The organism is Bradyrhizobium sp. G127, from assembly GCF_021502575.1.
GTDB lineage: Bacteria > Pseudomonadota > Alphaproteobacteria > Rhizobiales > Xanthobacteraceae > Afipia.
This window is the reverse complement of record NZ_JAKFGN010000002.1, coordinates 1130001-1156079: the sequence shown is the minus strand read 5'-3', so window position 1 is coordinate 1156079 and position 26079 is coordinate 1130001. Positions and strand designations below refer to the sequence as shown.

Genomic DNA, 26079 nt, shown 5'->3' with positions numbered 1-26079 from the left:
GTCAGCGTCATGAAAATGCATGTTCTGTCGGGTGGTCGGCTTCGCATGAAGAAGAGCATCTATTTTCCGGATGCCGATCGCCGCGAGATGATTGAGCTCCCGGTGTCGTGCATGCTGATGCGGCATGCCCAGGGCAATGTGCTGTTCGACACCGGCTGTCATCCTACGATTGCGGAGAATCCCGAAGGCCGGTGGGGCGGTCTTGCGAAATACATGGCGCCGATCATGCCGCCGGGCGAAAACGTCCTGACCGGGCTCAAGGCGGTTGGTCTCGGGCCGGACGACATTGACGTTGTTGTCTGCTCGCATCTTCACACTGATCATTGCGGCTGTAACGAGTTCTTCAGGAAATCGACCATCGTTGTGCACGCGCGCGAGCTGGAAGCGGCGAAAGCGCCGGATGCCTTGAATAGCGGCTATTTCTCCGCCGACTGGGATCATCCGATCCCGATGAAGGTGATCGAGCAGCAGACTGATCTGTTCGGTGACGGCAAGATCACGCTCATTCCGCTGCCCGGCCATACGCCCGGCACCCTCGGTGCGCTGGTGAAGCTCGATCGCAGCGGCGAGTTCTTGCTGGCGTCCGACGCTCTCAGCGTTCGCGCCAATCTCGATCAGGAGATCGTACCGAAGAATACCAAGAACATCGACCAATTCCTGCAATCGTTTGCTGAAATCCGGCGTATCGAAAAGGCAGGCGGGACGATTATTTGCAGCCACGACAGCGCGCAGTGGGATTCCCTGCGCAAGGGCATGGAGGCCTACGACTAACGGCCGTAGCTCGGACTGAAATCGCACACAAAAACAACCGTTGAGGACAATAAAAATGGATATGCATCTGAAGGGCAAGGTTGCTCTCGTCACTGGCGCCGGCCGCGATGTCGGCCGTGAAATTGCACTCAGCCTTGCGGCGGAGGGCGCAGCCGTTGCCGTCAATTATAATGGCTCGCGCGAACGCGCCGCAGCCGTGGTGGCCGAGATCGAGAAGGCCGGCGGCAAGGCTATCGCTTACAAGGCCGACGTCGCCAACTTTGAAGAAGTACAAGCGATGGTCGCCAAAGTCGTATCCGACCTCGGCGGACTGAATATTGTCGTGAACAACGCCGGCGTCGCGCTGCGCAACCGGTTTGTGGAGACTACGCCGGACGAGTGGAAGAAGCAGATCGATATCTGCCTCTATGGCGCGATTCATATTTCCAAGGCGGCGGCGCCGCATCTTGAGAAGGCGGGGGACGGCCGGATCATCGCACTGGTGGGCGATTCCTCGCGCGTCGGGGAATCGGGTCTGGCGATCGTGGCGGCGGCACGCGGCGGCGTCATCGCGCTGATGAAATCGCTGGCGCGCGAGATGGGCCGCTTCGGGGTCACCGCGAACACGATCTCGCTGGGTCTGGTGGAGACGCCGCATGATCTCGACTGGGTCAACGCCAACCGCGACAAGCTGACAAAACTCTACCCGCTGCGCCGCCTCGGATTTCCGTCCGACATCGCGCCGATGGTGACCCTGCTGTCCTCCAAACATGGCGGATGGATCACGGGGCAGACCATCAGCATCAGCGGCGGGTTCAGCATGGTCTGATGGAAAGCAAGGAAGGGAGGAGACTATGCTCCAGACAAACCTGATCGCTTCGATCCCGGCGTTGCTCCGCCGCCACGCGGATGCGCGCGGATCGAAACCGGCCTATCGCGACGCATCGACCACGGTGACGTACGGCGAGCTTGCTGCACGTACGGCCAATGTCGCGGGACATCTGGCTGACAACGGCGTTCAGCCGGGCGACAAGATTGCCATCTTCCTTCCAAACTCGGTGGCCTGGATCGAAAGCTGTTTCGCAATCAACCGTGCCGGTGCCATCGGTGTGCCCATCAGTTATGAGGCTACCGAATCCGAGGTACTATATCGGCTTCAGGATGCGGGCTGCACGGCGATCATCGCGACCGACGAACGCGCATCGTTGATCACGAAGTTGAAGCAGGACGCGCCGGACCTCAAGCTGACGATCCTGACCGGGCAAGGGCCAACGTCTGCCGGTACGCTGCGGTATGAACAACTCGCGACAACCGCGCCGAAGTCCTCACCGCGCGATCCATCGGATATTTTCAAGCCAGCCTTTATCATCTACACGTCAGGCACCACCGGCCGCGCCAAGGGCGTGCTGCTCTCGGTTCACAGCATGTTGTGGGTTACGGCCGCGTGCTGGGCGCCGATTGCCGGATTGTCCGAGAGCGACGTTGTTCTCTCGCCGCTGCCGCTGTTTCATTCGTATGCGCTCAATCTCTCGGTGCTGAGCATTCTGGCGGTCGGCGCAACCGAATATATCATGGAGAAATACTCCACGACCGATGCCGTGCGCCTGCTGAGTAGCGGCGAGTTTACGGTGTTTCCAGGCGTGCCGACCATGTTCCACTACTTCCTTGAGGCAACAAAGGCCGAGCCCGGCTTGAAACTGCCGAACCTGCGGCTGAGCATGTCGGCCGGCGCGATCATGCCCGCGACGCTGAACCGCGAATTCGAATCCCGTTTCGGCATCAAGCTGCTCGACGGTTACGGAATTACCGAGACATCGACCATGGTCACGATGAACTGGCCGGTCGGAGAGCGTGTGATGGGATCCTGCGGATTGCCGCTGCCTGGACTTGCCGTCCGTATCGTATCGCCGGCGAACGGTGAGGATGCTGCCATCGGCGAGGAAGGCGAGTTGATTGTCCGCGGGCCCAACCTCATGAGCGGGTATCACAACAAGCCCGAGGAAACCGCGTCAGCGCTGCGCAAGGGCTGGTACCACACTGGCGATCTGGCCCGGAGCGACGCCAACGGTTTTCTGACCATCACGGGCCGGCTGAAGGAACTCATTATTCGCGGCGGCCAGAACATTGCTCCGGCCGAGATCGAGGAAGTCGTGAACGTCATTGAAGACATTATCGATAGCGCGGTGGTGGGCATCCCCCATGAGCACCTGGGCGAAGTTCCGGCTTTGTTCGTTGTCGCCCGCGAGGGAACCGGAATCGAAACAAAAGACATTCTGGAACACTGCCGGGGGCATCTGTCTTCCTATAAGGTGCCGTTCTCGGTGCACTTCGTGACCGAAATTCCGCGCACCGGGTCGGGAAAGATCATTCGCTTCAAACTGCGCGAAACCCTGGTCGCGCCAATCAACAAGGCTTCTTAACATGCTGGACAAGGTCGCTAAGCTTACCCTGAAAGACCCGTCGCTGCTCCGCGACGCCTGTTATGTCAACGGCGAATGGGTTGCCGCTGACGGCGGCGGCATGATCAAGGTCGATAATCCGGCGAATGGCGCAATCGTCGGCAGCGTGCCGAACATGGGCGTGGCCGAGACGAAGCGCGCCATCGAGCAGGCCAACGCGGCGCTGCCGGCCTGGCGCGCGAAGACCGCAAAGGAGCGTGCGACGATCCTGCGCAAGTGGTTCGACCTGATGATGGTCAATCAGGAAGACCTTGCCATGATCATGACGGCGGAGCAGGGCAAGCCGATGGCGGAGAGCCGCGGCGAGATCGCTTATGCCGCGAGCTTTATCGAGTGGTTCGCCGAGGAAGGCAAGCGCATCTATGGCGACACCATTCCGCCGTTTAGCGCGGATCGACGCATCGTGGTGCTGAAGCAGCCGATCGGTGTCTGCGCGGCGATCACGCCGTGGAATTTTCCGGCGGCGATGATCACGCGCAAAGCGGGTCCGGCGCTGGCCGCCGGCTGCACCATGGTAGTGAAGCCTGCGAGCCAGACGCCGCTGTCGGCGCTGGCGCTGGCGGTGCTGGCCGAGCGGGCCGGTGTGCCGAAAGGTGTTTTCTCCGTGATCACCGGATCGGCGGCAGCCATCGGCGGCGAAATGACCTCGAATCCCATTATCCGCAAAGTGACGTTCACCGGCTCCACCGAAATCGGCAAGAAATTGATGGAGCAGAGTGCCTCTACAGTGAAGCGCACCTCGATGGAGCTGGGCGGCAACGCACCGTTCATCGTGTTCGATGACGCAGACATCGATGCGGCTGTTAAGGGTGCCATGGCCTCGAAGTACCGCAATGCCGGCCAGACCTGCGTCTGCGTCAACCGCATCTTCGCGCAGGACAAGATCTACGACAAATTTGTCGAGGCACTTTCGAAGGCAGTGCGCGATCTGAAAGTCGGCGATGGCTTCGGCGAGGGCGTCACCATCGGGCCGTTGATCAACATGGCTGCGGTCGAGAAGGTCGAGGAGCATATCAACGACGCAACCTCAAAGGGCGCGAAGTTGGCGGTGGGCGGCCATCGCCATGCGCTGGGTCGCACCTTCTATGAGCCGACGGTGCTGACCGGCACCACACCGGACATGCTGATCTTCCGCGAGGAAACCTTCGGCCCCGTCGCGCCGGTGTTCCGCTTCAAGACCGAAGAAGAAGCTATCCAGCTGGCCAATGATACCGAGTTCGGTCTTGCGGCGTATTTCTACGGACGCGACATTGGACGGGTCTGGCGCGTTGCCGAGGCGCTGGAATACGGGATGGTCGGCATCAACGAAGGCATCATCTCAACAGAGATTGCGCCGTTCGGCGGTGTGAAGGAAAGCGGCAACGGCCGCGAAGGCTCTAAGTACGGCATCGAGGATTACCTCGAGATCAAGTATCTCTGCATGGGCGGGATCTGATCAAACAAATAGAACCGGCGGGCGAACCCAGGTCGCCCGCCGCTTTTTAAGTTCCTAAATCTCAAGGCTTGAACGTGTAGTCCGGCCCGATCGCGACATTCGCCGGAATCGGCGGTAGATCGACGAACAATTCCGGCTTGTCTTTCATCACCTTCAGGATGTGCTTCGGCTCGATGTGCTTGTTGACGTCGAACGTCGACTTAAGGATGCCCAGCCGTGCCAGACGATCCTCCGCACTCCAGAGCGCGCGGTAGTTATTCGCCGACAGGCGACGGTCCGCCTGCTGGATATTGAACTGCATCGCGGCTTCGGCGACTTCCGGCTTGAGGCCGGGAATCCAGCGGGTTGCGATGCCGGCAGCCAACTTCGGATTCTTGCGCATCCACTGATCCGCTTCGGATACTGCGGCGAGGAATTTCTCGATGGTCTCGCCGTTCTTCTCGACCCACGGACGCAGGGCGACATTGAAGCCGAGATAGGAAATCACGTCGCCACCGCGGATGACCTCGATCGAGCCCGGAATATCCTTGCCGGCGACGATCGGCCATGGATCCCACGCCGAGAATGCGTCGATGCCCTTGGCGAGCAGCGCGACCGTCATATCCGGTGGCGGCGTGTTTACCAGCGTCACGTCGTCAGGCTTCAGGCCGGCCTTCTCGAGGATCGCCAGAATATAGAGATGATTGATAGTGCCAAACGAGGCCGCGATCTTTTTGCCCTTCAGGCTGGCGAGGTCGCCCTTGACGATGCCGGCTCCCTCGCGGGCGATGACGGCCATGGTGGCATCGGAACCGGCCTTGGTCGCGTTGCCGCTGTAGTTGCCGAGTGCAACCAGGTCCATGCCGCGCAGGACGGCGCCGATCATCGGCACGCCGACCTGAACGATTTCGCTTTCCCCGGCCTGAAGCGCATTCAGCGCATCGACGCCGGTGGCGTAGGGCCGGGCAATGGTGACGTCGAGTCCGTTCTTTTCGAAGAAACCTCGTTCCAGCGCGATCGGCAATCCGATCTGGTCGATGCCGGTGACCATGCCGGCCTTCACTTTTACCATCGTCTGCGCTTGCGCCGGCATACATGCCAGCATCAGCGTAGCTCCTATCATCAATAGTCGTTTCATTATTATCCTCCCTCTTTTATCGGCCCCACGCTCGTCACCCAGTAAGGCCGGGCAACCGCGTTGAGATCCGTTCGTTTGACGCCACGGAGTGCTATCGAATGGTCGTCTGCACCGGCGACCCTTCCATATTGCTGGAATGACTGAACGTGAAAGCGCTCAGGCGTGAAAGGCAGTTCGATCTGGATGTTGACCTTCTCGGAGGTGCCCGCGAGTTGGGGCGAAATCTTCGCCGGTGCAGCCAGCGTCAGCCACAGCTGAAATCCAAGCCACGCGGCCACCACGCCGAGAACAACCCGGCCTTTGGTCGAACGCAGGGCTTCGGATGCGAGGCTCATGCGGAGCGCACCATATGCAGAACCTGCGCGGATAGCTTCTTGAAGGTATCGTTTTCGATCAGGTCATCCCAAACGCGTGGGCGCGGCAGGTCGATCTTGACTTGGTCGAGCACACGCCCCTTCGAGAGTACGACGACGCGATTCGCCAGAAATACCGCTTCGGCAACGTCATGGGTGATGAAGATTACCGTCGGACGGCGCTCCTGCCAGATGCGCGTGAGTTCTTCCTGCAATGTCATGCGAGTCTGTGCGTCGACCGCGGCGAAAGGCTCGTCCATCAAGAGAACGGCAGGATTGTTGGCAAGTGCGCGCACGACACCGACGCGCTGCTGCATGCCGCCGGACAATTCGTTGGGATAACGATTGGCAGCATGGGTCAAGCCCGCGAGCGCCAAGTATTCATGTGCGATCTTGTCGCGCTCGGCTTTCGGAATTCCGCGCATCTTTGGACCGAAGCCGACATTGTCGAGTACGGTCTTCCACGGAAATAGCGCGAAGGATTGGAACACGACGCCACGATCCGGGCCGGGTCCGTCGATCGCTTTGCCGTTCAGGAGAATTTCTCCGCCGGAATGAGGAATGAAGCCAGCGATCATGTTGAGGATCGTGGTTTTTCCGCAGCCGGATGGGCCGACAACGGAGACGAATTCACCCCGTTCGACGTCGAGCGAGACATCGTGGACGGCGTTAACATGCGCGCCGGCGTAAGGGTCGAAGTAGGTCTTTGCGAGATTGCGGATCGACAGCGTGTTCATGATGTTACCAGTCCCCAGCGTTTGCCGGTCGCGCGCTCGATCGGTGCGAGAATCCAGGCATCCACGATGTACCAAAGCAGTCCGAGAATGATCATGCCGAGAATGATCTCTACGGTGGAGCCGGCGCGGCGCGCATCGAACATCATGAAGCCGATGCCGCTGGTGCCGACGATGATTTCCACGGCGATCAGGGCGCGCCAGCCGTAGCCCAGACCATTGCGTAGGCCCGTGATAATGTTGGGCAGGGCTCCCGGCAATGTCACTTCCCAGAGAACGCGCGCAGGGGATGCTCCGAGGCTGCGTGCGGCGCGCCCGAGATCGCGCGGAACGGACTCAACGCCGAGCACGGTGTTAAGCACCACTGGAAACAGCACGGTGTAGACGATGACGAAGGTCATGGTAGTGAGGCCGAAGCCGAACCAGATCAGCAGGATCGGTAGCCACGCAATGTCGCCGATAGCTTGAAAGAACAGCAGCACCGGCCAGCAGATGCGATGAGCCCAGCGGCTGGTGCCGATCAGGATGCCCAGTGGGATGCCGAGTGCCATACCGACAGAAGCGCCGGTGATCAGACGGATCAGGCTGTCCTGAAGATAGTCTGGCAGGATGCCTTTATATGTGAGCGAAAGAAACGAGCGCACGACGTCGCCAGGGCCGGGAAAGAAAGCGCGGGGAAATACGCTGGCTTCCGAGACTATGGTCCACAGCAGCACCACCGGAATGAACGGAATGATGGCGGCGACCCCCGGCCAGCGAACGGTCATCCGCGTGTAAGCGCTCCAGCCTTTCAGGATCAGGTTCATGCGCGCCTCACCATGCCCCAACGTTCGATGGTCGAGCGTTCAAGCGGAACCAGCAGCAGGCGGTCAATCAGCAGCCAGAGTACGCCGATAACGATCATGCCAAGCACGATCACCTCGGTGCGGTAGAAATCGCGGGCGACGAACAGCATGTAGCCGAGGCCGACATTGGTCGCGATCATCTCCGCGGCGATCAACCCGCGCCATGCGAATCCGAGTCCGGTGCGGATACCGGTAACGATGTTCGGCAACGCGCCAGGTAACAGCACCTGTGTCAGCAGCGCCCAGCGGCCTGCGCCCAGGGAGGCGGCCGCGTTGCGCAGTGCATACGGGATAGTCGAGACGCCGAGCAGCGTGTTGTAGGCGACTACGAAGAATACGGCATTGAAGATCACGAAGATGATAGCGCCGAAGCCGTAGCCGAACCACAGCGTCGCAATGGGAATCCATGCGATACCGGCCAGTACCGAGAAGAAGCGGAACAACGGCGTCAGGAAGGTAGAGACGGCCGGGCTGACGCCCATGGCGATGCCGAGCGGCACGGCGGTGATGATACCGATCAGCGTCCCAAGGCCTACCCGTAACAGACTTGCGCCGACGTGGTTGATCAGCGTGCCGTCGCGGATCGACTCCATTGCGGCCGCACCGACTGCGCCCACAGATGGAAAGACCCGCGGGTTGATCTGGAACAGCGGAACAACGATGGCCCAGACGAGCACGAGAACGAGCAGGGGCGTGACGAACATTGCTGCGCCCGCGATGGAGTTAATCCCTCGCGTCAGCCATCTCGGTTGAACTTTCTGACTGGGCCTGACCAGCACATGACCTCCCTGCGACCGGTGTTTCCGATCACTCTTGTTCTTTCTTGCAGGCGCTTTGTTTTCCAGCACCTTGAGATTAGCTACCAACAAACGTGCTGCCGCGCGTCACGTCGCCACATATCGTCACGCGATGGCATATCCTCCATCGATAACGAGCACGGTCCCGGTGACGAAAGAAGCCGTGGGCGAACACAAATAAAGGACTCCGCCCAGCAGATCGGCGGGCTTGCCCCAGCGGCCCAGTGGAGTGCGGTCAAGAATGACCTGGCTCCGTACCGGGTCAGCTTGCAGCGCCGTGGTGAGAGGCGTGGCGATCCAGCCCGGAGCAATCGCGTTGACGCGGATGCCATCCACGGCATAGGCGATGGCGAGCGATTTGGTCAGTTGCGCGATGCCGCCCTTGCTCGCGGCATATCCGGGAACAAAGCCGCCGCCAAAGAACGACAGCATGGAGGCGAGATTGACAATCGCGCCGTTGGAGCGTGCCAGCAGCGGGCGCGCAGCCGCACATACGCGCATGGTGCCATTGAGATTGATGTCGACCACCGATTGAAAAACCTCTGGATCGAGTTCCTCGCCGCGGCGGATGATACCGGCGCAATTGACGACCACATCGAGGTCGTCGAGCGAGCCGATCAGGGCTTTGACCGCCTCGCCGTCGCGCACGTCGAGACGATGCGCGCGTGCTTTACTCAACACTGGATCGGAAGCCGCCGCCGCAATCTCGGCGTCACCGACACCTGCGACGGTGACGTCTGCGCCGGCCTCGATGAAACCGCGCGCGATCCCGGCGCCGATGCCCGACGTGCCGCCGGTCACGAGTACGCGCTTGCCGGCATACCAGATCGACGCCCAGGCTGCGGACGTGATCTCGGGAGATATGGTCGCGGCGTCCATCATCAGCGCACGAACTGGTCGACGTAGTTGCGGCCGAGACCGCTCGCTTCGTAGTGAGCGCGGCACATATCGATCTTGGTGAACACGTCCTCATAGCCGACGTTCTTGTTCTGCTCGTCGAGATAGACCATCGATCCCTGAATGTTGAAGAAGGTAATCATTTCAGGCGTGTCTTCCGGCACTACCAGCGTATGTATTTCGCCCGGCGGCTCAAACACATAGGAGCCTTCGGTGGCGATCCACTCGTGCTCGCGATAGAACCATTTTCCCTTAAGGACGAAGCCATGAACGGGGTTCGGATGCAGATGCCGCGACAGTACACCGGAGCGGCGGACGCGCAGTAGGTTGCACCACTGGCCCTGCCGTGTGTTGAGCATCAGCGGCCTGAACCAGACGTCGGGCGCCTGCGGGACCCAGACGCGCTCGTCCTGCGGGATCGCCACTACCGCGATCTCCGGCGATGCGAGCACATGGGTCGAGCCCTTCATGTCACGATACATCTTGTTTCCTCTTGATTTTCGGCTTGGCCGCGCGCGGGCCTGATGAGACTCGGCTACTGGCCGGCTTTTTCTTCGACAGCTTGGATCGGGTGAAGCCAAGCACCTGATCCATCGCGATCCGCGCCTTGCGGGAACTGCCTTCATCGATGGCGCGCGCCACGGCAGCGTGATTAGGCAGATTGTCATCGAACCAGCCCGAACTGCCGACAGCAACCAGAAATACCGTGCTCAGGATCGTATCGATTGCGCCTCTGAAGCCTTGAAATACCCGGTTGTGGGTGGCGTCGAGGATCGCGAGATGGAAGGCCTTGTCCGCGGCGATCGCGCTGATCTGGTCGTGGGAGGTTTCCATCGCAGTCAGTGCGGCATTGATGCGCTCGCGGTCTGATTTCGTGGCCCGATCGGCCGCGAGAGCCGCTGCTGCCGGCTCGATGATCGAACGCACTTCCTGGATTTCCAGCAGCAGTTCGCGATCCGGAGCGCCTTTCCCAACCAGCCAGTTCAGGACGTCGCGATCCAGCAGGCTCCAGTCGTGGCGCGGCAACACGCGCGTGCCATGGCGAGGACCGACGCTCACGAGACCCTTGGCGGCCAATGTCTTGATCGCCTCGCGAACAACACCGCGACCTACGCCGAAACGTGCTTCGAGTTCGGGTTCCGGCGGCAGCGCGGCTCCGGTGGGAATCAGATCGCGTGCGATCTCGCTGCCCAGCGTGGACAGCACCGCATGAATGCGGCCGGGCTTTGCGCGTTTGACGATGAACTTGGCAGCGGCCTTGGCCAACGTTTCAGTCTCCCGGTCGCCGTCTTCGAGCGGCGTGCAAAACGCTAGCACGGGGTAATCAGGCCTTGCAATCATCCGATGTTAAACATCGGATGATTACGAATTTTATTGCATTGCGAGCGGGGCGTCATGGGCGCTAACCGTCGGAACAACGGTATTCAGGTCATTGAATAAGTCGGAGTGGGGCTTGTGCCCAAGGCGACTGTCACCCGGCAACCGTGCGGTGCGTCATAACGATATTACAACGGTAAAAAGCAGTGAGCTTTAGACGGTTGCGCGCAACGGCCAAAGCGAAATGAGGGTGAAGCCGGAACTTGCGTCGTTCTGGCGCAGCAATGCCAGCCGGTCGATCGATATCGATTTTAGTTCGAGCGCGCCAAAGCGCTGCTGAAGAAGATCCAGCACCGGCGCTCGCCGTTCCGCGGGAAGAGATCCGGCCAGCGTCATGTGAAAGCGGAATTCCTCTAGCACGTAAGGATAGCCCCAGCGATCCAGATAGGCGACCTGCCGTTTGTTGAGCGCCGACACGTTGCGGCGCTCGCGATCCGCTGTTGTCAGCGGCGCACGGAACTGGTCGAAGGCAATGACGCAATCGTCGGCCAGCTTCTGCAACTCGGCGCAGAAATCATTCGGCGTAATAGCGACGAAGCTGCTAATGCCGCGAACGGTTGGCGCAATTACCGGGATAGCTCGCGGCGTCTGCGCGAAATCGCTCATCGCTGCCACGAGTTCGTCTTCGGTCTTGCCGGGGGCGAGAGAGATGGGGGCTTTCAACGTGGCATGAAAACCATATTTTCGCGGATCGGCGGTGAACTGTTTCCAGCCGTCAATCTCGCTTTCAATGCCTTCGGAGAAAGGAAGGGGTTGCCCCGAATAGGCATCGTACCCGATCAGACCCGCGCCGAACCGATAGAGAGTGCTATCGGCTGACGGGACGAAATAGACGGCGTAGCGGGGGTATTGCGACATGCGAACCCTGAGTAGCTGTCCGCTCAGGCGGGTTCAACCCTGCGTTCGGCGGCAGAGGTCGATAAAATGCGCTGCGGCTCCGTGAGATGGACCATGCGTCCGCCGGCGATCACGGCGACGACACGGGGTCTCAGTGGTTCGCCTGCGTCGACCAATAAAATGTCCGCGCGTTTTCCGGCTGCAATCTGGCCGCGATCGTGCAGTTCGGTCGCCGCAGCTGGTGCGCGCGATACCAGAGCCCAAGCCTGCGGCAGCGGCAGGATATCGTCGGCAGCAAGCCTAAACGCTGCGAGCAGAGGCGCTGGATAGTAGTAGTCCGAGGCCAAAATCGAGCACAGGCCCTTGCTCACCATCTCCGCGGCGCTGATCCATCCGGTGTGGCTGCCGCCGCGCACGACGTTTGGCGCGCCGAACACCGTGAAGTCGCCGCCTTCGACCGCCGCGCGTGCAGTCGCCTCATTGATCGGAAATTCCGCGACGGCGATACCGAGCGACCGGAAGTGGGTGCGCTGATCCGGCGATTCATCGTCGTGGGACAGCAGCGGCACGCCGTTGTCGCGGCCGATGGAGGCAAGCCGCGCGATGGATGCAGGAACCTTGTCCGCACCGGTCATCACCCGTTCGACCAGCAGATCGAACTCAGTTTCGCCAAGACCGGAGCGCTCCACCATGCGGGCGCGCTTCTTGGGATTATTCATCGACGCGGCCGTCATATGCATGTGATCGTTGAAGGCGAGCAAATCGACGCGGCCCGCGGTCAGCCACTCGGCGATGGTCGGCTCGGCGTCGAGGTTGAAAGTCTCCTGCCGGAGATGAAAGCGCGTGTCGGCGGCCAGTTGGGGCCGCATACCTTCGATGGCATCGAGCAGGCGATGCGCATTCTCGGTACCGCGCAGGCCGGGCTCCCATGACCATGTTGTGGCGTGAAAGACCGTCGTGATGCCGTTGGCGATGGCCTGGCGATCGCTGTCGACAAGAGCGACATCGACCGGGAAGTCGACGCCGGGGCGCGGCATCATCTGGCGCTCGAAGGCATCGCCGTGCATGTCGACGATGCCGGGCAGGGCGATCAGGCCATGGCTGTCGAGGCGCAATGAGGCCGCGCTGCCTCGCGAAGACACTTCGGTAATTGTCCCATGCGCGATGTGAATGGACGCATCCTCAAGTGCGTCTCCAATCAATGTCCGGCCGCCTTCGATCAAAATGTCTGGCATGAGTCTCATGTCTTTGCTTCGATGTCCTTCGCTGGAACGCAGGTTAGCTGGCCAGGGTGCTGTTATATTTCTCGACAAAGGCTTCGACCGGCAGATTCCGGAAATCCGCCAGCGCGGTGCGGAGCCGGTCATGGCTCCAGTCCCACCACGCCAGCGCGATCAACTGCTCGGAGACATGTTCCGGAAACCGCCGCCGGATCGGCCGCGCCGGGTTTCCGCCAACAACGGTGTAGTCCGGCACGTCCTTGGTGACGACCGCACCGGCCGCGACCACGGCACCGGTGCCGATATTCCGGCCGGACAGCACGATAGCGCCGTGACCGATCCAGACGTCATGGCCGAACGTCACATGATGACTGCGTCGCCAGGCGAAGAAGTCCGTATCGTCGGCTTCACCTGGAAAATAGGCGCTGGTGCGATAGGAAAAATGCGCCTGCGCGGCGCGATGCATCGGGTGATTGCCGGGATTGATCCGGGTCATTGCCGCAATGGAGCAAAATTTTCCGATGGTGGCGTAGGCAATCTGGCTGTCGTTCACAACGTAAGAGTAATCCCCCATCGTGACTTCGTGCAGAACGGTTCGCGCGCCAATCTCGCAATAGGCTCCCGCGTGGCTGTCATGCAGCCTTGCGGTTGGATCGATGAGTGGTTGAATGGATAGGGCTTTACCGGCCATGAGTAGGGGAATCTCGCAAACGGATTGGCTTGTCCAAGGCGGGGGTCGATGAGACGGCGAACAGTCTCTTCAGGACATTGCATGACGGCATCATGAAGACTGGATGACAATGAGCGTTTTGCCACAGCACTTGCGAATTGAGGGGAGATGTACCGCTGCAACTGACGCTGTCACACAACTGTAGGAAACCGGCGTTAGCGGTGGCTGCAGATATTCTGACGGAGTCGGCGCATGCTTGTGGTGGACGGACTGACGTGCCGGTTCGGGGCGAAGACGGCTGTCGACAATGCGTCCTTCTCGGTTGAGCCCGGACGTTTCGTCGGCGTGATCGGCCGCTCGGGCGCCGGAAAATCCACACTGCTACGCATGATCAACCGGCTGGAAAGCCCGACCGGCGGGCGCGTCCTGTTCGAGGGCGTCGACGTCACTGCGCTGCAAGGCCACGATTTGCGCCGATGGCGTGCCCGGTCGGCGATGATCTTCCAGCAGTTCAATCTGGTCGGGCGCCTCGATGTGCTGACCAACGTCCTGATGGGGCGTCTGGCCGGCGTGCCGCTGTGGCGCTCGCTGCTGCAACTCTGGCCGCATGACGACAAGGCCATCGCTATCTCCGCGTTGGAACAGTTCGACATGATGCCCATGGCGGCGCAGCGCGCGGATCAGCTCTCGGGCGGACAGCAGCAGCGCGTGGCGATCGCCCGCGCGCTGGTCCAGCAGCCCGACATCATATTGGCCGACGAGCCGATCGCGTCGCTCGACCCTCGCAACACCCGGATCGTGATGGATGCGCTGCTGCGTATCAACAAGCATTTCGGCATCACCGTGATCTGCAATCTGCATTCGCTCGATCTGGCGCGGACCTATTGCGATCGCCTGATCGGCATGTCGGCGGGCCGCATCGTGTTCGACGGCGCGCCGGCCTCGCTGACCGACAGCATCGCGCGTGAGCTTTACGATCTCGAAGCCGGCGAGGTGATGGACGAGACACCGGACTTCGTACCTGGCGAACTGGCACCCGTGCTCGGAAATGCTGCCGTCGCATAGTTCTGTTTCCATAAAGACACGACCACTCACCCGAGAGGACATCATGATCAATCGTCGCACCGTCATTGCCGGCGTCGCCGCACTTGCCTTCAGCGCCACCGCCGCCTCGGCTCAGGACTGGATAGCAAAATATCCAGAGCTCACCTTCGCGGTGGTTCCTGCCGAGAACGCCTCGGGCGTGACCGAGCGTTGGGCGCCGTTCATCGCCTATCTGAGCAAGGAACTCGGCGTGAAGGTTAACCTGCGCATCGCCAACGACTACGCCGCTGTGATCGAAGGCCAACGCTCCGGTACAATTCATATTGCAAGCTACGGCTCGGCATCGTTTGCCCGCGCCCGTATGACCGGCGTTAACACTGAGGCGTTCGCCAACGATCGCAATATCGACGGCAGCACCGGCTATTATTCGATGTTCTTCGTGCTGGCGAAAAGCCCCTACAAGACGATCGATGATCTGAAGAGCAAAAACCTCGGCCTCGTTGATCCGAACTCGACCTCCGGCAACAACGTGCCGCGCTTCGAGCTGAACAAAATGCAGATTTCGGACGCCGAATCCTATTTCCGCAAGGTGGTGTTTACTGGCAGCCACGAGAACGCGATGCTGGCGCTCTCCCAGGGCACCGTCGATGTCGCGGCCAATCAGTGGACCGCCGAGAATGACTCGACGCTGGCACAGATGCTGACCAAGGGCATGCTGAAGAACGCCGATGGCTCGCCGATGAAAAAGGAAGACTTCCGTATCGTTCACAAGTCTGCACCGATCCTGAACGGACCCTATGCCGTTCTTGGGGACATGCCGGCCGATCTTAAGACGGCGATTGAAAAGGCATTCTTTGAGACCCCCACCAAGGAGAAGGCCGCCTTCGACAAACTGTCGGACGGACAGAAGAAGGACTTCAATCCGGCGACCACCAAGGACTGGGACGGCATGATCGATCTGATCAAGTTCGTCGATCATCTTCGCAAGAAGAAGGCCTCCTGATTGCAGCACGGGCTGGACGATTTCCGTCCAGCCCTTTCTCTTTCGGCTCATAGAGCATCCTTTCCTTGACGATCAGCCTTTCCAGCTACCCGCCCCAGCAGATCGCAGCACTCGAAGCTGCGTATGATGCAACCGTCGCCCGCAAGCGGTTGCGGTTCATCGCGGGGCTCATCGTCTTTGTGGGGCTGCTGATCGTCGCGGGACTCGGTGCGGAGGTAGCGCCGAAAACCTTCGTCGAGAAGATCGGCAACTTTGTCGGCTATTTCGACCGCATTCTCAATCTCGATACCGGCAAGCGGGTTTGGACCGATCCCGCCGAATGGTTCTGGGGCTGGCAGAAATGGCTGAAGCTGCTGGCGGAAACGCTGCTGCTCAGCTACGTGGGTACCGGCATCGGCGCGGTTGGCGCGTTCTGCCTGAATTTCTTCGCCGCCGCCAATGTGTCGCCGCATCCGGTGGCGCGGTTTGTCGTGCGCCGGTTTCTGGAATTCTGCCGCACCGTTCCCGGTATCGTGTTTGCCTTGATCTTTGTGATCGCCTTCGGGCTGGGACCGATGGCGGGCGTTCTTGCCATCGCGATCCATTCGGTCGGCGCGCTCGGAAAGCTCTATTCGGAGCAAGTCGAGAACATCGATATGAAGCCGCTGGAAGGCGTCCGCTCCACCGGTGCAAGCTGGATGTCGAGCATGCGCTTCGCGGTACTTCCGCAGGTGATGCCGGGATTCGCGAGTTATTCGCTGCTGCGGTTCGAGATCAATGTGCGCGAGGCTTCGGTGATGGGCTTCGTCGGCGCTGGCGGTATCGGGCAAGAACTCGTGGTCGCGGTGCGCAAGTTCTTTTATTCCGACGTTAGCGCCATCCTGCTGATGATCATCATAACGATCTTCCTCATTGACGTCTGCACCGGCTGGCTGCGCGGGCGGCTGTTCGGACCAGGGAGGCGCTCGTGACCCCGGCGGTTCAGAATGCCTCAGTCATTGTTGCGAAGTATCCGGAGCTTTTTCACGGCTCGCGCTCGGCGCGACGAAAGGCTTTCGCAGCCGCCTCTGTAGCGCTTGCGCTGTTCGTGTTCGGTTGCTGGTATCTGGACTTCTCGCTCGAGCGCCTGATCGTCGGCACACGGCAACTCGGCTGGTTCATTCTGCTAATGATCCCGCCGGACCCAGGCTCGTCACTGCCGACATATCTTCACGCCATGGGGGAGACGCTCTCGATCGCGTTTCTCGGCACGTTGCTCGGCGCGTTGCTGGCGCTGCCGTTCAGTCTGCTGGCGGCGAAAAACATCATTCCCTCGATCTTCCTGCGCTTTCCGGTGCGGCGGTTCCTCGATTCGATCCGCGGGATCGATACGCTGATCTGGGCGCTGGTCTGGATCAATGTGGTGGGCCTCGGACCCTTCGCGGGTGTGCTGGCCATCGCCACATCGGATTTCGGTGCATTCGGCAAGTTGTTTTCGGAAGCGATCGAGGGCGGCGACCACAAGCAGGTTGAGGGCATCCGTGCGGCGGGCGGCAGCAAGCTGCACGAGATCCGCTTCGGCCTGATGCCGCAGGTGCTGCCGGTGCTGGCGGGACAGATACTATACTACATCGAATCCAATACCCGTTCGGCCACCATCATCGGCATCGTCGGGGCCGGTGGCATCGGCCTGCAACTGGCCGAGCAGATCCGTGTACTGGAATGGCAGAAGGTCTCAACGTTGGTACTGATGATCCTGATCGCGGTCGCGGTCATTGATTTCATTTCGAGCCGGCTGCGTTTTGCCATCATCGGTCGCGCCGGCGAAGCGCGGCACTGATTTCAGCTATTGGTTTTCGATTACGAACTGCACCCGTTCCGCAGCGAAGCGTGCGCGGGTGGTGAGCAGCGGCTTGCCGTCCGGCTCCGTATCAAGGCTGTCGACCACCAGCACCGGACGACCGAGAGCGAGATCGAGCCGGGCTGCATCGGCGGCATCCACGATGGCTGCGGTAACGTTGGTCCATTCTCGGCGGTAGTCGCGCACACCGAAGTGCGTCAGCAGTTTGGTTGTCGAGCGCTTCCTTTCATAGACGTGTCCACCATCAGGGAAGCGGGCTGCTTCCATCCATGTGGTGCCAACGCAAATCGGAATCCTGTCCGCCATGCGCAGTGCGTCGATCCGCAGCAGCGATGCCCCGGTCTTGACACCTAGCCGCTTCGCCAGATCCTGCGACGCGGGTTCGATCGACGAATGCAGCAACTTGCCGTCTGCTTCCTGGCCGCCGGCGCCGACGATTTCGGAAAAGCGCGTGCGCGAGCGAAGGGGGTAGGAGATTCGCGGCGCTTCCACATAGGTGCCGCTGCCGCGTTCGGCGCGTACCAGTCCGCGCTCGGCCAGCGCCGCCAGCGCGCGGCGCACCGTATGGCGGTTGACGCGGTGAATCTCCGCGATCTCCATTTCGCCGGGAAGGCGCGTGTCGTGCGGATAGGTTCCGTTGGCAATGGACTGCTCGATGGAATCCGCCACGCGCCGCCACAGGGCGACGCCGGAGCCGCTGTCTTCAGACAGACTCATGCTCGCGCCCGCACACGGCGGCACCCGATGCCCGGTTCTATGAAAATCATCCCGATGTCACCAGATTGTCATGGCGATGCCTTACGAAGTTGTCTAATAACATAGACAACTTAGATTCGGCAAGGTGCAGATGATCCAACCGCAGATAGGCCCCGAGCAGAGTCTGCGCCGCGACGCCATGTCAGTGCTTGCGCACACTCCGACGGAACGGATCGCGGCCTGTCTCGACGCACTTGAGATTCCTGCACATCAGGTGGTTCGCCAGCCGGAGAGGGGCCTCGTTATGGTGCGCGGCCGGATCGGCGGTGATGGCGCGCCGTTCAATCTTGGTGAAGCCAGTGTTTCGCGCGCGGCAGTGCGGCTGGTCTCAGGCGAGGTCGGCTTCGGCTATGTGCTGGGACGCGACGGCGAGAAGGCAAGGCTGATCGCACTGTGCGATGCGCTGATCCAGAGCGAGAGCTTCAAGAGCGAGATCGAACAGGCTGTTGTTGCCCCACTGCGTAGGGAACGAGACGCGGCGCTCGCCGAACAGGCAGCGGAAACCGCCGCGACACGGGTCGATTTCTACACCTTGGTAAGAGGCGAGAACTAACCATGGCGCTTCATGCAAAGCTGGACGCAGGAACGGGATTCGCCAGGCCGGTATCATCGTCTCAAGCGGTGTTTCGTTGCGTGATGGATGCGCTGGCGCGTCCCGGTTCGGTGCAGACAATCACCGATGGTGTGAACGCGCCGCCGCTATTGGTGCCTGCTACGGCCGCTATCGCGCTGACCCTGTTCGACCACGATACGCCAGTCTGGCTCGGCCAGCGGTTGGAAGCTGAAACCGACATCGCATCATGGCTGCGCTTCCAGACTGGTGCGCCGCTGACAGATGACGCCTCAATTGCTGCCTTTGCTTTAATTCACAATGGTGCAGCGTTGCCCGACTTCGAATCCTTCGCGCTTGGAACGCCGGAATATCCGGATCGCTCGGCGACGCTGGTGGTCCAGGTCGATACCTTCTCCGAAGGGCCGGAACTGATCCTCAGCGGTCCGGGCATTCGCGGCACATCGTCGTTGCACGCGGGGGGGCTGCCGTCCGATTTTGTCGAACGCATGAAGGCCAATCGCGCGCTGTTTCCGCGCGGGGTCGATTTGTTGATGGTCTGCGGCCACGACGTCGTGGCGTTGCCGCGCAGCACGCAGGTTTCCGCAGGGAAGGTCTGAGCCATGTATGTTGCGGTCAAGGGCGGCGAACGCGCCATCGAAAATGCTCATCAACTTCTGGCGCATGAACGCCGTGGCGATCCGACAATCCCCGATCTTACGCTCAAGCAAATCTCCGGACAGCTTACGCTGGCGGTCGATCGCGTCATGATCGAAGGTTCGCTCTATGACCGCGACTTGGCCGCGCTGGCGATCAAGCAGGCAAGGGGTGATCTGATCGAGGCGATCTTTCTGCTGCGCGCATTCCGCGCCACATTGCCAAGATTTGGTGCGACCGAACCGCTCGACACCGGCAGCATGCAGATCCGCCGCCGCATCTCGTCCACCTTCAAGGACGTGCCGGGCGGGCAGATCCTCGGACCGACATTCGACTACACTCACCGCCTGCTCGATCCATCGCTGACGGAAGACGCAGCGATCCCTGCGCCGACGCAAGGTATCGCCGGGGATGCGTCGATGCCGCGCGTCACCGATATTCTCGGCGCGGACGGTCTGATCGAGCCGTCGCCCGAGGCAAATCCGGATCAGCCGGTTGGCGACCTGACTCGCGAGCCGCTGAGCTTTCCGGCGGATCGCGACCTGCGGCTGCAAAGCCTTGCGCGCGGTGACGAGGGATTTCTGTTGGCGCTGGGCTACTCGACCCAGCGTGGTTTCGGCCGGACTCATCCATTCGCCGGTGAAATCCGTTTCGGCGAAGTGGAGGTCGAGTTCTTCGCGGAAGACGCTGGGTTTGCTGTTCCGCTGGGTTCGATCACGCTGACGGAATGTCAGATGGTCAATCAGTTTAAGGGCTCGGCCACCGAAGCGCCGTGCTTTACGCGCGGCTATGGCCTGGCGTTCGGCCAGAGCGAGCGTAAGACTATGTCGATGGCGCTGGTGGATCGCTCGCTGCGCGCGCGCGAACTCGGCGAGGAAGCGGGTTCGCCGGCACAGGACGAGGAATTCGTGATGTCGCATTCCGACAATGTGCAGGCCACGGGCTTCGTCGAGCACCTGAAGCTGCCGCACTATGTCGACTTCCAGTCCGAACTCGGACTACTGCGGAAGCTGCGCAAGGAATTCGAGGCCGCGAAGGACAGCGACGCAACGCTGGCGGAGGCCGCCGAATGAACGCGCCGGTTTACAATTTCGCCTATCTCGACGAGCAGACCAAGCGGATGATCCGCCGTGCCATCTTGAAGGCCATCGCTATTCCCGGCTATCAGGTGCCGTTTGCGAGCCGCGAGATGCCGATGCCTTATGGCTGGGGTACTGGGGGCGTGCAGGTGACGGCGGCGATCCTCGGTCAGGACGACACGCTGAAGGTGATCGACCAGGGTTCCGACGACACCACCAACGCGATCTCGATCCGCAAGTTCTTCGAGAAGACCGCTGGCGTGAAAACCACCACGGTGACGTCCGACGCCACCGTGATTCAAACACGGCATCGCATTCCAGAGACTGCGCTGAACGACAATCAGGTGCTGGTCTATCAGGTACCGATTCCGGAACCGCTGCGGTTCCTCGAGCCGCGCGAGACCGAGACCCGGCGCATGCATGCGCTTGGTGAATACGGGCTAATGCATGTCAAGCTGTACGAGGACATTGCGCGCCACGGGCACATCGCGACGACCTATGCTTATCCGGTGAAGGTCAATGAGCGCTATGTAATGGACCCATCGCCGACGCCAAAATTCGACAACCCGAAGATGGACGATTGCGCGGCGCTGCAGCTGTTTGGTGCGGGGCGTGAGAAGCGCATCTATGCGATCCCGCCCTATACAAAAGTGACGTCGCTCGATTTCGAGGATCATCCGTTCGAGATCTATCGCTTCGATGCACCTTGCGCATTGTGCGGATCGGATACGTCCTATCTCGATGAGGTCGTGGTCGACGACAAGGGCGGGCGAATGTTCGTGTGTTCCGACACGGATTACTGCGAGACCCGCCGTGCGGACGGCCATCAGGGCGCCGGCTTCGGCGCCGACCATCAGGTGACATGATGCGCGACGACGATCAGCCACTGCTTGTCTGCGAAGGCCTGAGCAAGTCCTATGGGCGGCAACTCGCCTGCGACAAGGTGTCGTTCGAACTCTATCCGGGCGAGGTGCTTGCCATCGTCGGCGAATCCGGCTCGGGCAAGTCGACGCTGTTGCAAATGCTTTCGACGCAATTGCAGCCGAGCAGGGGGCGCGTTTCGTATCGGATGCGCGATGGCGTCACCCGCGATCTCGCTGCGCTCGGCGAAGCAGAGCGGCGTTTTCTGTTCCGCACGGACTGGGGCTATGTGCATCAGGATCCGGCGATGGGGCTGCGGATGGCTGTGTCCGCCGGGGCCAATGTCGGCGAGCGGCTGATGGCAGTGGGCTGGAACCATTACGGCAAGATTCGCGAAACCTCATCCTCATGGCTGGAGCGCGTCGAGATTTCACCTGATCGGATCGACGACGCGCCGAAAATCTATTCCGGGGGCATGCGGCAGCGATTGCAGATCGCGCGCAACCTGGTCACCGAGCCGCGCCTTGTCTTCATGGATGAGCCGACGGGCGGCCTTGATGTTTCCGTACAGGCGCGGCTGCTCGATCTGGTGCGCGGGCTGGTCAACGAACTCGGACTCGCGGTCATCATCGTCACCCACGATCTCGCGGTGGCGCGGCTGCTGTCGCATCGAGTGATGGTGATGAAGGGCGGCAAGGTGATCGAAACGGGGCTTACCGATCAGGTGCTCGACGACCCGCACCAGCCTTATACTCAACTCCTCGTTTCCTCGATTTTGCCCGCGTGAGGACAGTATGTCTCCAATGATCGACATTTCCAGTGCTGCAAAAACCTTCACCATGCACTTGCAGAACGGGGTGCGGCTGCCGGTCGTGTCCGGCGTCACCATGCAGGTGAATGCAGGCGAGTGCGTTGTGCTGTCCGGCCCGTCCGGCGCGGGGAAATCATCGATTCTGAAAATGCTCTTCGGGAACTACCGCTGTGACGCCGGACGCATCACTGTGCGTCACAATGGCGGAGTGATGGACATCGCCAGCGCCGCGCCGCGTGATATTCTCCGCGTTCGTCGCCAAACCATTGGTTATGTGAGCCAGTTTCTACGCGCCGTGCCGCGCGTTGCGACGATCGACGTCGTTGCCGAACCGCTAATCGCTAATGGCATTGCGCGGGACGAGGCGCGCGAGCGCGCACGGGCGCTGCTGCGCCGTCTCAATATCGCGGAGCGGCTATGGACCCTGCCGCCGTCGACGTTTTCCGGCGGCGAGCAGCAGCGCGTTAACATCGCGCGCGGATTCATCTCGGATAAGCCGATCCTGCTGCTGGATGAACCGACCGCATCGCTCGATGGCATTAACCGCAAAATCGTGGTTGATCTGATTGCCGAGAAGAAACAGCGCCATGTGGCGATGATTGCCATCGTTCATGATGACGACGTGCGCCAACTGATTGCCGATCGCACAATTGATGTGACCTCGTTCGCGGCCGCGGCGTGAAAAGGGACGATATGACTTCTGAACGAAACGACGCTGTTTTCAGCAATGCGCAGGTGGTGCTGAAGGACCGCGTGATCGAGCGCGGCTGGGTCGCGGTTGTGGATGGCAGGATCGCGGATGTGGGTGAGGGGGATGCGCCGGAGCGCGGCGAGGATTTGCGCGGCGACCTGCTGATGCCGGGACTGATCGAACTGCATACCGATCACCTCGAAGCCCATTATGTGCCGCGGCCAAAAGTGCTCTGGGACCCGGTGGCTGCGGTGGTGTCCTATGACGGACAGCTTGCGACCAGCGGTATCACCACCGTACTGGATTCGTTGCGCGTCTGGCGCGAAGAAGGTGCCGACGATGTCGACGGACAGGCCGGGATTCTTGCGGGGGCGATCTCCACGGCACGCGATGGCGGGCTGCTCCGCGCCGAGCATTTCCTGCATCTACGCTGCGAAATTCCGATGCCCAGCGTTGTCGAGGAGGCCAAGGAGCTTGTAGGTCGGCCCGATATTCGCCTGATGTCGCTGATGGATCACACGCCGGGCCAGCGCCAGTTTCGCGACGAGGGCAAGCTGCGCGATTACTATCGCGGCAAGAGCGGCGGTCTCACCGACGCGCAACTTGATGTCATGTTCGAGCGGCGCTTTTTCTATCAAAAGACCTATGGCGAAGCCAACATGCGCGAGATCGTCGCGTTGGCTCACAGCTACGATATTCCGCTCGCCAGTCATGACGACACCACCGAGGAGAATGTGGCGGATGCGATCCGCGATCGCGTATCGGTGGCCGAATTTCCGACCACGATGGAGGCGGCGCGCGGATTGCATCAGGCAGGGATTCACGTGCTGATGGGCGCACCGAACGTCGTGCGCGGCGGCTCGCATTCCGGAAACATCGCTGCGGTGGATATGGCCCGCGAAGGTCTGCTGGACATCATGTCGTCTGATTACATTCCGTCCAGCCTGCTGATGGCCGCGCTGCAATTGCCGAAGCATGTGCCGGCGATTGATCTGGCAGCTGCGGTGCGGACCGTGACCAAGACGGCGGCGGAAGCCGTTGGTTTGTCGGACAGAGGAGAGATTGCTGCCGGCAAGCGCGCCGATCTGATCCGCGTACACCTCGCCCGGGATCTGCCTGTCGTGCGCAGCGTGTGGCGCGAAGGGCACCGCGTCGCATGACCGACATTGCAACTCAGTCGGCCCATCGCACGGACCTGATCGGGCCGGGTCGGCTGATTCTCATCGTGGGTCCTAGCGGCGCGGGAAAGGACACGCTGATCGGACTGGTGCAGGCGGCCTGCAAAGGCGACAGCAATGTTGTCTTCCCGCAACGCGTGGTGACGCGGGAAGCGTCGTCTCACGAGAACAATGATGCGGTCAGCCAGATCCAGTTCGGCCAGATGTTGGCGCACGGTGATTTCGCCTTCCAGTGGGAGGCGCATGGTCTGCGTTACGGTCTATTGAATTCCATCGCCGATGATATTCGCGCGGGTCATGTCGTGGTTGTGAACGTGTCGCGCACGATCGTCGAATCTGCCCGGCGGTCATATGTCAATGTCACGGTGGTTTTGGTGACAGCTCCGGAGGAGGTCCTTGCGGAGAGACTTGCTGCGCGGGCGCGTCCGAGCGATGGCCGGCTTGATGACAGGCTGCGCCGAGCGGTCGTGACCGCTGCGCCTGATATCGTCATCAATAATATCGGGCCTGCGGAAGATCACGCCACCGACTTGTTGAGAGCAGTTCAGTGCGTTGGAGAGCGCGGCGTCGCCTGACCAATCTCAAAAATCAATGCTTCTCAGAACGATTCCCGGGGGATTGCCTTCAAATTCGGTGGCAAGAAGTTTTGCCTCGGCGCGGGCATCGATCCTGGCGCGTAGCCTGAAGTACTGCGCTTCCCGGTGCTCAGGCTTGATCGATTTTGTACCTTCAATGTGGTCCATAGCGGCCGTGCTGATTGCACAAGACACTTCCATCTGCTCATTCATCATTGAGAAGAGCACAACCATCCGGTTGAAGTCGTAGGATCGGAACGAGCCTTGCGAAATAGTCATTTCCGTCTTTCCCGGTCGTCCACAAGCGGACATTATCTTTCGAATTGCCGTTGAATTCGAAGTCGCAGACGTCCATGCATTGTTGTAAGGATACTGGCCGAACAATGCGCTCTTCCGGGTGAAATAGCCACCGGCTTATTCATGCATGTCGCTGCAGGGCCGAAAAAGCGATAGCCGCGTTGTATTTGAGCAATTCGTGCCCATGTTAAACAACAGATAGCGGATTCAACCCCGAACACCCCGGCAGAAAGAGCCATTCCTTGAAAAAACCCGTACTCACGACCGTCGAAGAAGCGCCACCGAGCAAGCCGTCGCGCGCGGACCTTCCGCCGACCGAGGGTTTCATTCTTGTCGTCGATGGACACTTCAAGACATGGTTCGCCTCGCTCGAGGCTGCTGAAGAGGCGGCCCGGAAGCTGAAAGCAAAGTTCCAGATGCTGAAAGTGCAAACCTACGACGCCGCGACGAAGAATTGGTCGGCGCCGTTCTGAGTTAGCCCAGCATCTGCGTGTCGCCGCAGATCGAGATGGCTTGGCCGGAAATGGTTTTGCCGCGCGGGCTGCACATGAAGACGATCTGGTCCGCGAGCTGCTGCGGCGTCACATAGTCCTTGATCGATGTATAGGAAAATGCCGTTCGCTCCATCTCGGCAAACGAGATGCCGCGCTGTTGGGCCTTGGCCTCCAGCACGCGGCGCTGCCTGTCGCCTGCGACGAGGCCCGGCAGGATTGCGTTGACGCGGATATTGTCCGGTCCGAGTTCGATGGCCAGAGATTTCGTGAATCCGATCACGCCCCATTTGGCGGCGGCGTAAGGCGTTCGCATCGCGAAACCGAGACGTCCGGCCGCCGACGAGATATTGACGATCGAGGCGTTCTTGCTTTCGCGCAGCAAGGGCACTGCCAGCCGCGTACAGTTGAATTGTCCGGTGAGGCAAATATCGAGGCAGCGATCCCAATCCTCGGGATTCATCTCCTCGACCTTCGCCGTCGGCCCGGCAATGCCGGCATTGTTGATCAGCACATCGAGTCCGCTGAGCACGGTGGCCGCTTCCGTAAACAATGCTTTCACTGCGGCGCGATCGGAGACGTCGCAGACCGTTTGCGTCAGCATTGGATCGCTGGTCTTCAGCGCTGCAAGCGCGGACGTATCCACATCGCAAACATGAACTTTTGCGCCTTCGCCGGCAAAGGCTCGCGCGATGGCGAGTCCAATTCCGTTGGCGCCCGCCGTCACCAGCACCCGCAGTCCCTTGATATCGAGGTTCATGCCGTCTCCTGACGAT

At 60.8% G+C, this 26079-nt stretch carries 31 protein-coding genes; 17 read left to right on the top strand and 14 right to left on the bottom strand.

The window, feature by feature from the left end; genetic code table 11:
• The first annotated feature begins 9 nt into the window (after positions 1-9).
• The 4 genes from LVY71_RS17620 to gabD are packed head-to-tail and all read left to right on the top strand — an operon-like array spanning position 10 to position 4644.
• Positions 10-771 carry an N-acyl homoserine lactonase family protein gene (locus LVY71_RS17620; RefSeq protein WP_235101143.1) on the top strand — a complete coding sequence of 254 codons (762 nt, stop codon included), beginning with the start codon at positions 10-12 and terminating at the stop codon, positions 769-771.
• Positions 772-826: 55 nt separating this feature from the next.
• The gene (locus LVY71_RS17615; RefSeq protein WP_235101142.1) at positions 827-1579 is read left to right on the top strand and encodes an SDR family NAD(P)-dependent oxidoreductase; all 753 of its coding nucleotides are present in this window, start codon (positions 827-829) and stop codon (positions 1577-1579) included.
• Between the two features lie 25 nt (positions 1580-1604).
• Entirely contained in the window at positions 1605-3170 is a 1566-nt protein-coding gene (locus LVY71_RS17610; protein WP_235101141.1) for a class I adenylate-forming enzyme family protein, read from the top strand.
• A 1-nt stretch (position 3171) separates the two neighbouring features.
• Complete coding sequence (gabD, locus tag LVY71_RS17605; RefSeq protein ID WP_235101140.1) at positions 3172-4644, top strand: NADP-dependent succinate-semialdehyde dehydrogenase; 1473 nt, start codon at positions 3172-3174, stop codon at positions 4642-4644.
• A gap of 61 nt (positions 4645-4705) precedes the next feature.
• Here gabD and LVY71_RS17600 read toward each other — a convergent pair whose 3' ends face one another.
• The 11 genes from LVY71_RS17600 to LVY71_RS17550 form a co-directional block, all read right to left on the bottom strand.
• Positions 4706-5761 (bottom strand): ABC transporter substrate-binding protein, encoded by a 1056-nt coding sequence (locus LVY71_RS17600; protein ID WP_235101139.1) that lies wholly within the window; start codon positions 5759-5761, stop codon positions 4706-4708.
• A gap of 2 nt (positions 5762-5763) precedes the next feature.
• Positions 5764-6096, bottom strand: coding sequence for a hypothetical protein (locus LVY71_RS17595; RefSeq protein WP_235101138.1), 333 nt, complete (start codon positions 6094-6096; stop codon positions 5764-5766).
• A complete protein-coding gene (locus LVY71_RS17590; RefSeq protein WP_235101137.1) occupies positions 6093-6851 on the bottom strand; it encodes an ABC transporter ATP-binding protein in 759 nt (252 codons plus the stop codon). The genes LVY71_RS17595 and LVY71_RS17590 overlap by 4 nt, the downstream gene beginning before the upstream one ends.
• Positions 6848-7654, bottom strand: a complete 807-nt coding sequence (locus LVY71_RS17585) for an ABC transporter permease (protein WP_235101136.1) — start codon at positions 7652-7654, stop codon at positions 6848-6850. Before LVY71_RS17585 ends, LVY71_RS17590 begins: the two co-directional genes overlap by 4 nt.
• Entirely contained in the window at positions 7651-8397 is a 747-nt protein-coding gene (locus tag LVY71_RS17580) for an ABC transporter permease (protein ID WP_235101135.1), read from the bottom strand. Before LVY71_RS17580 ends, LVY71_RS17585 begins: the two co-directional genes overlap by 4 nt.
• Positions 8398-8595: 198 nt before the next feature.
• The gene (locus tag LVY71_RS17575; RefSeq protein WP_235101536.1) at positions 8596-9369 is read right to left on the bottom strand and encodes an SDR family NAD(P)-dependent oxidoreductase; all 774 of its coding nucleotides are present in this window, start codon (positions 9367-9369) and stop codon (positions 8596-8598) included.
• Positions 9370-9371: 2 nt separating this feature from the next.
• Positions 9372-9869: a 2,4'-dihydroxyacetophenone dioxygenase family protein gene (locus tag LVY71_RS17570; protein WP_235101134.1), complete on the bottom strand. Its 498-nt coding sequence runs from the start codon at positions 9867-9869 to the stop codon at positions 9372-9374.
• The gene (locus LVY71_RS17565; RefSeq protein ID WP_235101133.1) at positions 9859-10653 is read right to left on the bottom strand and encodes a FadR/GntR family transcriptional regulator; all 795 of its coding nucleotides are present in this window, start codon (positions 10651-10653) and stop codon (positions 9859-9861) included. Before LVY71_RS17565 ends, LVY71_RS17570 begins: the two co-directional genes overlap by 11 nt.
• 264 nt (positions 10654-10917) lie before the next feature.
• Entirely contained in the window at positions 10918-11622 is a 705-nt protein-coding gene (locus LVY71_RS17560) for a DUF1045 domain-containing protein (RefSeq protein ID WP_235101132.1), read from the bottom strand.
• Positions 11623-11645: 23 nt separating this feature from the next.
• On the bottom strand, positions 11646-12836 hold the full coding sequence (locus tag LVY71_RS17555; RefSeq protein WP_235101535.1) for an alpha-D-ribose 1-methylphosphonate 5-triphosphate diphosphatase: 1191 nt from the start codon (positions 12834-12836) through the stop codon (positions 11646-11648).
• Positions 12837-12879: 43 nt separating this feature from the next.
• Positions 12880-13512, bottom strand: coding sequence for an LbetaH domain-containing protein (locus LVY71_RS17550; protein ID WP_235101131.1), 633 nt, complete (start codon positions 13510-13512; stop codon positions 12880-12882).
• A gap of 231 nt (positions 13513-13743) precedes the next feature.
• Between LVY71_RS17550 and phnC the strand changes: the two genes are divergently transcribed.
• From phnC to phnE (LVY71_RS17530), 4 genes are all read left to right on the top strand, one after another.
• Positions 13744-14556 carry a phosphonate ABC transporter ATP-binding protein gene (gene phnC / locus LVY71_RS17545; protein WP_235101130.1) on the top strand — a complete coding sequence of 271 codons (813 nt, stop codon included), beginning with the start codon at positions 13744-13746 and terminating at the stop codon, positions 14554-14556.
• A gap of 43 nt (positions 14557-14599) precedes the next feature.
• Entirely contained in the window at positions 14600-15538 is a 939-nt protein-coding gene (gene phnD, locus LVY71_RS17540; protein WP_235101129.1) for a phosphonate ABC transporter substrate-binding protein, read from the top strand.
• Between the two features lie 65 nt (positions 15539-15603).
• The gene (gene phnE / locus LVY71_RS17535) at positions 15604-16488 is read left to right on the top strand and encodes a phosphonate ABC transporter, permease protein PhnE (RefSeq protein ID WP_235101128.1); all 885 of its coding nucleotides are present in this window, start codon (positions 15604-15606) and stop codon (positions 16486-16488) included.
• Positions 16485-17336 carry a phosphonate ABC transporter, permease protein PhnE gene (phnE, locus tag LVY71_RS17530; RefSeq protein WP_235101127.1) on the top strand — a complete coding sequence of 284 codons (852 nt, stop codon included), beginning with the start codon at positions 16485-16487 and terminating at the stop codon, positions 17334-17336. Before phnE (LVY71_RS17535) ends, phnE (LVY71_RS17530) begins: the two co-directional genes overlap by 4 nt.
• A gap of 6 nt (positions 17337-17342) precedes the next feature.
• Here the strand turns inward: phnE (LVY71_RS17530) and phnF are convergent, their stop codons facing one another.
• Positions 17343-18074 (bottom strand): phosphonate metabolism transcriptional regulator PhnF, encoded by a 732-nt coding sequence (gene phnF / locus LVY71_RS17525; protein WP_235101126.1) that lies wholly within the window; start codon positions 18072-18074, stop codon positions 17343-17345.
• Between the two features lie 130 nt (positions 18075-18204).
• On the opposite strand from phnF, the gene phnG reads away from it, so the two are divergent.
• Genes phnG through phnN form a run of 8 tightly spaced genes read left to right on the top strand, consistent with a single transcriptional unit; the run spans position 18205 to position 24515 of the window.
• A complete protein-coding gene (gene phnG / locus LVY71_RS17520) occupies positions 18205-18666 on the top strand; it encodes a phosphonate C-P lyase system protein PhnG (protein WP_235101125.1) in 462 nt (153 codons plus the stop codon).
• 2 nt (positions 18667-18668) lie between these two features.
• Complete coding sequence (phnH, locus tag LVY71_RS17515) at positions 18669-19283, top strand: phosphonate C-P lyase system protein PhnH (RefSeq protein ID WP_235101124.1); 615 nt, start codon at positions 18669-18671, stop codon at positions 19281-19283.
• A gap of 3 nt (positions 19284-19286) precedes the next feature.
• On the top strand, positions 19287-20393 hold the full coding sequence (locus LVY71_RS17510) for a carbon-phosphorus lyase complex subunit (RefSeq protein WP_235101123.1): 1107 nt from the start codon (positions 19287-19289) through the stop codon (positions 20391-20393).
• Entirely contained in the window at positions 20390-21265 is an 876-nt protein-coding gene (locus LVY71_RS17505) for an alpha-D-ribose 1-methylphosphonate 5-phosphate C-P-lyase PhnJ (protein WP_235101122.1), read from the top strand. The genes LVY71_RS17510 and LVY71_RS17505 overlap by 4 nt, the downstream gene beginning before the upstream one ends.
• Complete coding sequence (gene phnK / locus LVY71_RS17500) at positions 21265-22047, top strand: phosphonate C-P lyase system protein PhnK (RefSeq protein WP_235101121.1); 783 nt, start codon at positions 21265-21267, stop codon at positions 22045-22047. The genes LVY71_RS17505 and phnK overlap by 1 nt, the downstream gene beginning before the upstream one ends.
• A 7-nt stretch (positions 22048-22054) precedes the next feature.
• Positions 22055-22753 (top strand): phosphonate C-P lyase system protein PhnL, encoded by a 699-nt coding sequence (gene phnL / locus LVY71_RS17495; protein WP_235101120.1) that lies wholly within the window; start codon positions 22055-22057, stop codon positions 22751-22753.
• An 11-nt stretch (positions 22754-22764) separates the two neighbouring features.
• A complete protein-coding gene (locus LVY71_RS17490) occupies positions 22765-23922 on the top strand; it encodes an alpha-D-ribose 1-methylphosphonate 5-triphosphate diphosphatase (protein WP_235101119.1) in 1158 nt (385 codons plus the stop codon).
• A complete protein-coding gene (gene phnN, locus LVY71_RS17485) occupies positions 23919-24515 on the top strand; it encodes a phosphonate metabolism protein/1,5-bisphosphokinase (PRPP-forming) PhnN (RefSeq protein ID WP_235101118.1) in 597 nt (198 codons plus the stop codon). The genes LVY71_RS17490 and phnN overlap by 4 nt, the downstream gene beginning before the upstream one ends.
• A 6-nt stretch (positions 24516-24521) precedes the next feature.
• On the opposite strand, the gene LVY71_RS17480 is transcribed toward phnN, so the two are convergent.
• Positions 24522-24794 (bottom strand): DUF1488 family protein, encoded by a 273-nt coding sequence (locus LVY71_RS17480; protein ID WP_235101117.1) that lies wholly within the window; start codon positions 24792-24794, stop codon positions 24522-24524.
• A gap of 260 nt (positions 24795-25054) precedes the next feature.
• Here LVY71_RS17480 and LVY71_RS17475 point away from each other — a divergent pair, with 260 nt between their 5' ends.
• Positions 25055-25285 carry a hypothetical protein gene (locus LVY71_RS17475; protein ID WP_235101116.1) on the top strand — a complete coding sequence of 77 codons (231 nt, stop codon included), beginning with the start codon at positions 25055-25057 and terminating at the stop codon, positions 25283-25285.
• Position 25286: 1 nt separating this feature from the next.
• Here the strand turns inward: LVY71_RS17475 and LVY71_RS17470 are convergent, their stop codons facing one another.
• Positions 25287-26063: an SDR family oxidoreductase gene (locus tag LVY71_RS17470; protein ID WP_235101115.1), complete on the bottom strand. Its 777-nt coding sequence runs from the start codon at positions 26061-26063 to the stop codon at positions 25287-25289.
• Between the last annotated feature and the right edge of the window lie 16 nt (positions 26064-26079).

Excerpts from the sequence above, each read along its gene's own strand:
- phnD (WP_235101129.1), top strand. The coding sequence starts at position 14,600 with ATGATCAATCGTCGCACCGTCATTGCCGGCGTCGCCGCACTTGCCTTC.
- LVY71_RS17585 (WP_235101136.1), bottom strand. The coding sequence starts at position 7,654 with ATGAACCTGATCCTGAAAGGCTGGAGCGCTTACACGCGGATGACCGTT.
- phnF (WP_235101126.1), bottom strand. The coding sequence starts at position 18,074 with ATGAGTCTGTCTGAAGACAGCGGCTCCGGCGTCGCCCTGTGGCGGCGC.
- LVY71_RS17600 (WP_235101139.1), bottom strand. The coding sequence starts at position 5,761 with ATGAAACGACTATTGATGATAGGAGCTACGCTGATGCTGGCATGTATG.
- LVY71_RS17555 (WP_235101535.1), bottom strand. The coding sequence starts at position 12,836 with ATGCCAGACATTTTGATCGAAGGCGGCCGGACATTGATTGGAGACGCA.
- LVY71_RS17610 (WP_235101141.1), top strand. The coding sequence starts at position 1,605 with ATGCTCCAGACAAACCTGATCGCTTCGATCCCGGCGTTGCTCCGCCGC.
- phnC (WP_235101130.1), top strand. The coding sequence starts at position 13,744 with ATGCTTGTGGTGGACGGACTGACGTGCCGGTTCGGGGCGAAGACGGCT.
- LVY71_RS17550 (WP_235101131.1), bottom strand. The coding sequence starts at position 13,512 with ATGGCCGGTAAAGCCCTATCCATTCAACCACTCATCGATCCAACCGCA.
- LVY71_RS17570 (WP_235101134.1), bottom strand. The coding sequence starts at position 9,869 with ATGTATCGTGACATGAAGGGCTCGACCCATGTGCTCGCATCGCCGGAG.
- phnH (WP_235101124.1), top strand. The coding sequence starts at position 18,669 with ATGGCGCTTCATGCAAAGCTGGACGCAGGAACGGGATTCGCCAGGCCG.
- LVY71_RS17560 (WP_235101132.1), bottom strand. The coding sequence starts at position 11,622 with ATGTCGCAATACCCCCGCTACGCCGTCTATTTCGTCCCGTCAGCCGAT.
- phnG (WP_235101125.1), top strand. The coding sequence starts at position 18,205 with ATGATCCAACCGCAGATAGGCCCCGAGCAGAGTCTGCGCCGCGACGCC.
- LVY71_RS17620 (WP_235101143.1), top strand. The coding sequence starts at position 10 with ATGAAAATGCATGTTCTGTCGGGTGGTCGGCTTCGCATGAAGAAGAGC.
- phnK (WP_235101121.1), top strand. The coding sequence starts at position 21,265 with ATGCGCGACGACGATCAGCCACTGCTTGTCTGCGAAGGCCTGAGCAAG.
- LVY71_RS17490 (WP_235101119.1), top strand. The coding sequence starts at position 22,765 with ATGACTTCTGAACGAAACGACGCTGTTTTCAGCAATGCGCAGGTGGTG.
- LVY71_RS17590 (WP_235101137.1), bottom strand. The coding sequence starts at position 6,851 with ATGAACACGCTGTCGATCCGCAATCTCGCAAAGACCTACTTCGACCCT.
- phnN (WP_235101118.1), top strand. The coding sequence starts at position 23,919 with ATGACCGACATTGCAACTCAGTCGGCCCATCGCACGGACCTGATCGGG.
- LVY71_RS17595 (WP_235101138.1), bottom strand. The coding sequence starts at position 6,096 with ATGAGCCTCGCATCCGAAGCCCTGCGTTCGACCAAAGGCCGGGTTGTT.
- LVY71_RS17510 (WP_235101123.1), top strand. The coding sequence starts at position 19,287 with ATGTATGTTGCGGTCAAGGGCGGCGAACGCGCCATCGAAAATGCTCAT.
- LVY71_RS17480 (WP_235101117.1), bottom strand. The coding sequence starts at position 24,794 with ATGACTATTTCGCAAGGCTCGTTCCGATCCTACGACTTCAACCGGATG.
- LVY71_RS17470 (WP_235101115.1), bottom strand. The coding sequence starts at position 26,063 with ATGAACCTCGATATCAAGGGACTGCGGGTGCTGGTGACGGCGGGCGCC.
- gabD (WP_235101140.1), top strand. The coding sequence starts at position 3,172 with ATGCTGGACAAGGTCGCTAAGCTTACCCTGAAAGACCCGTCGCTGCTC.
- LVY71_RS17575 (WP_235101536.1), bottom strand. The coding sequence starts at position 9,369 with ATGGACGCCGCGACCATATCTCCCGAGATCACGTCCGCAGCCTGGGCG.
- LVY71_RS17615 (WP_235101142.1), top strand. The coding sequence starts at position 827 with ATGGATATGCATCTGAAGGGCAAGGTTGCTCTCGTCACTGGCGCCGGC.
- LVY71_RS17580 (WP_235101135.1), bottom strand. The coding sequence starts at position 8,397 with ATGTTCGTCACGCCCCTGCTCGTTCTCGTGCTCGTCTGGGCCATCGTT.
- phnL (WP_235101120.1), top strand. The coding sequence starts at position 22,055 with ATGTCTCCAATGATCGACATTTCCAGTGCTGCAAAAACCTTCACCATG.
- LVY71_RS17505 (WP_235101122.1), top strand. The coding sequence starts at position 20,390 with ATGAACGCGCCGGTTTACAATTTCGCCTATCTCGACGAGCAGACCAAG.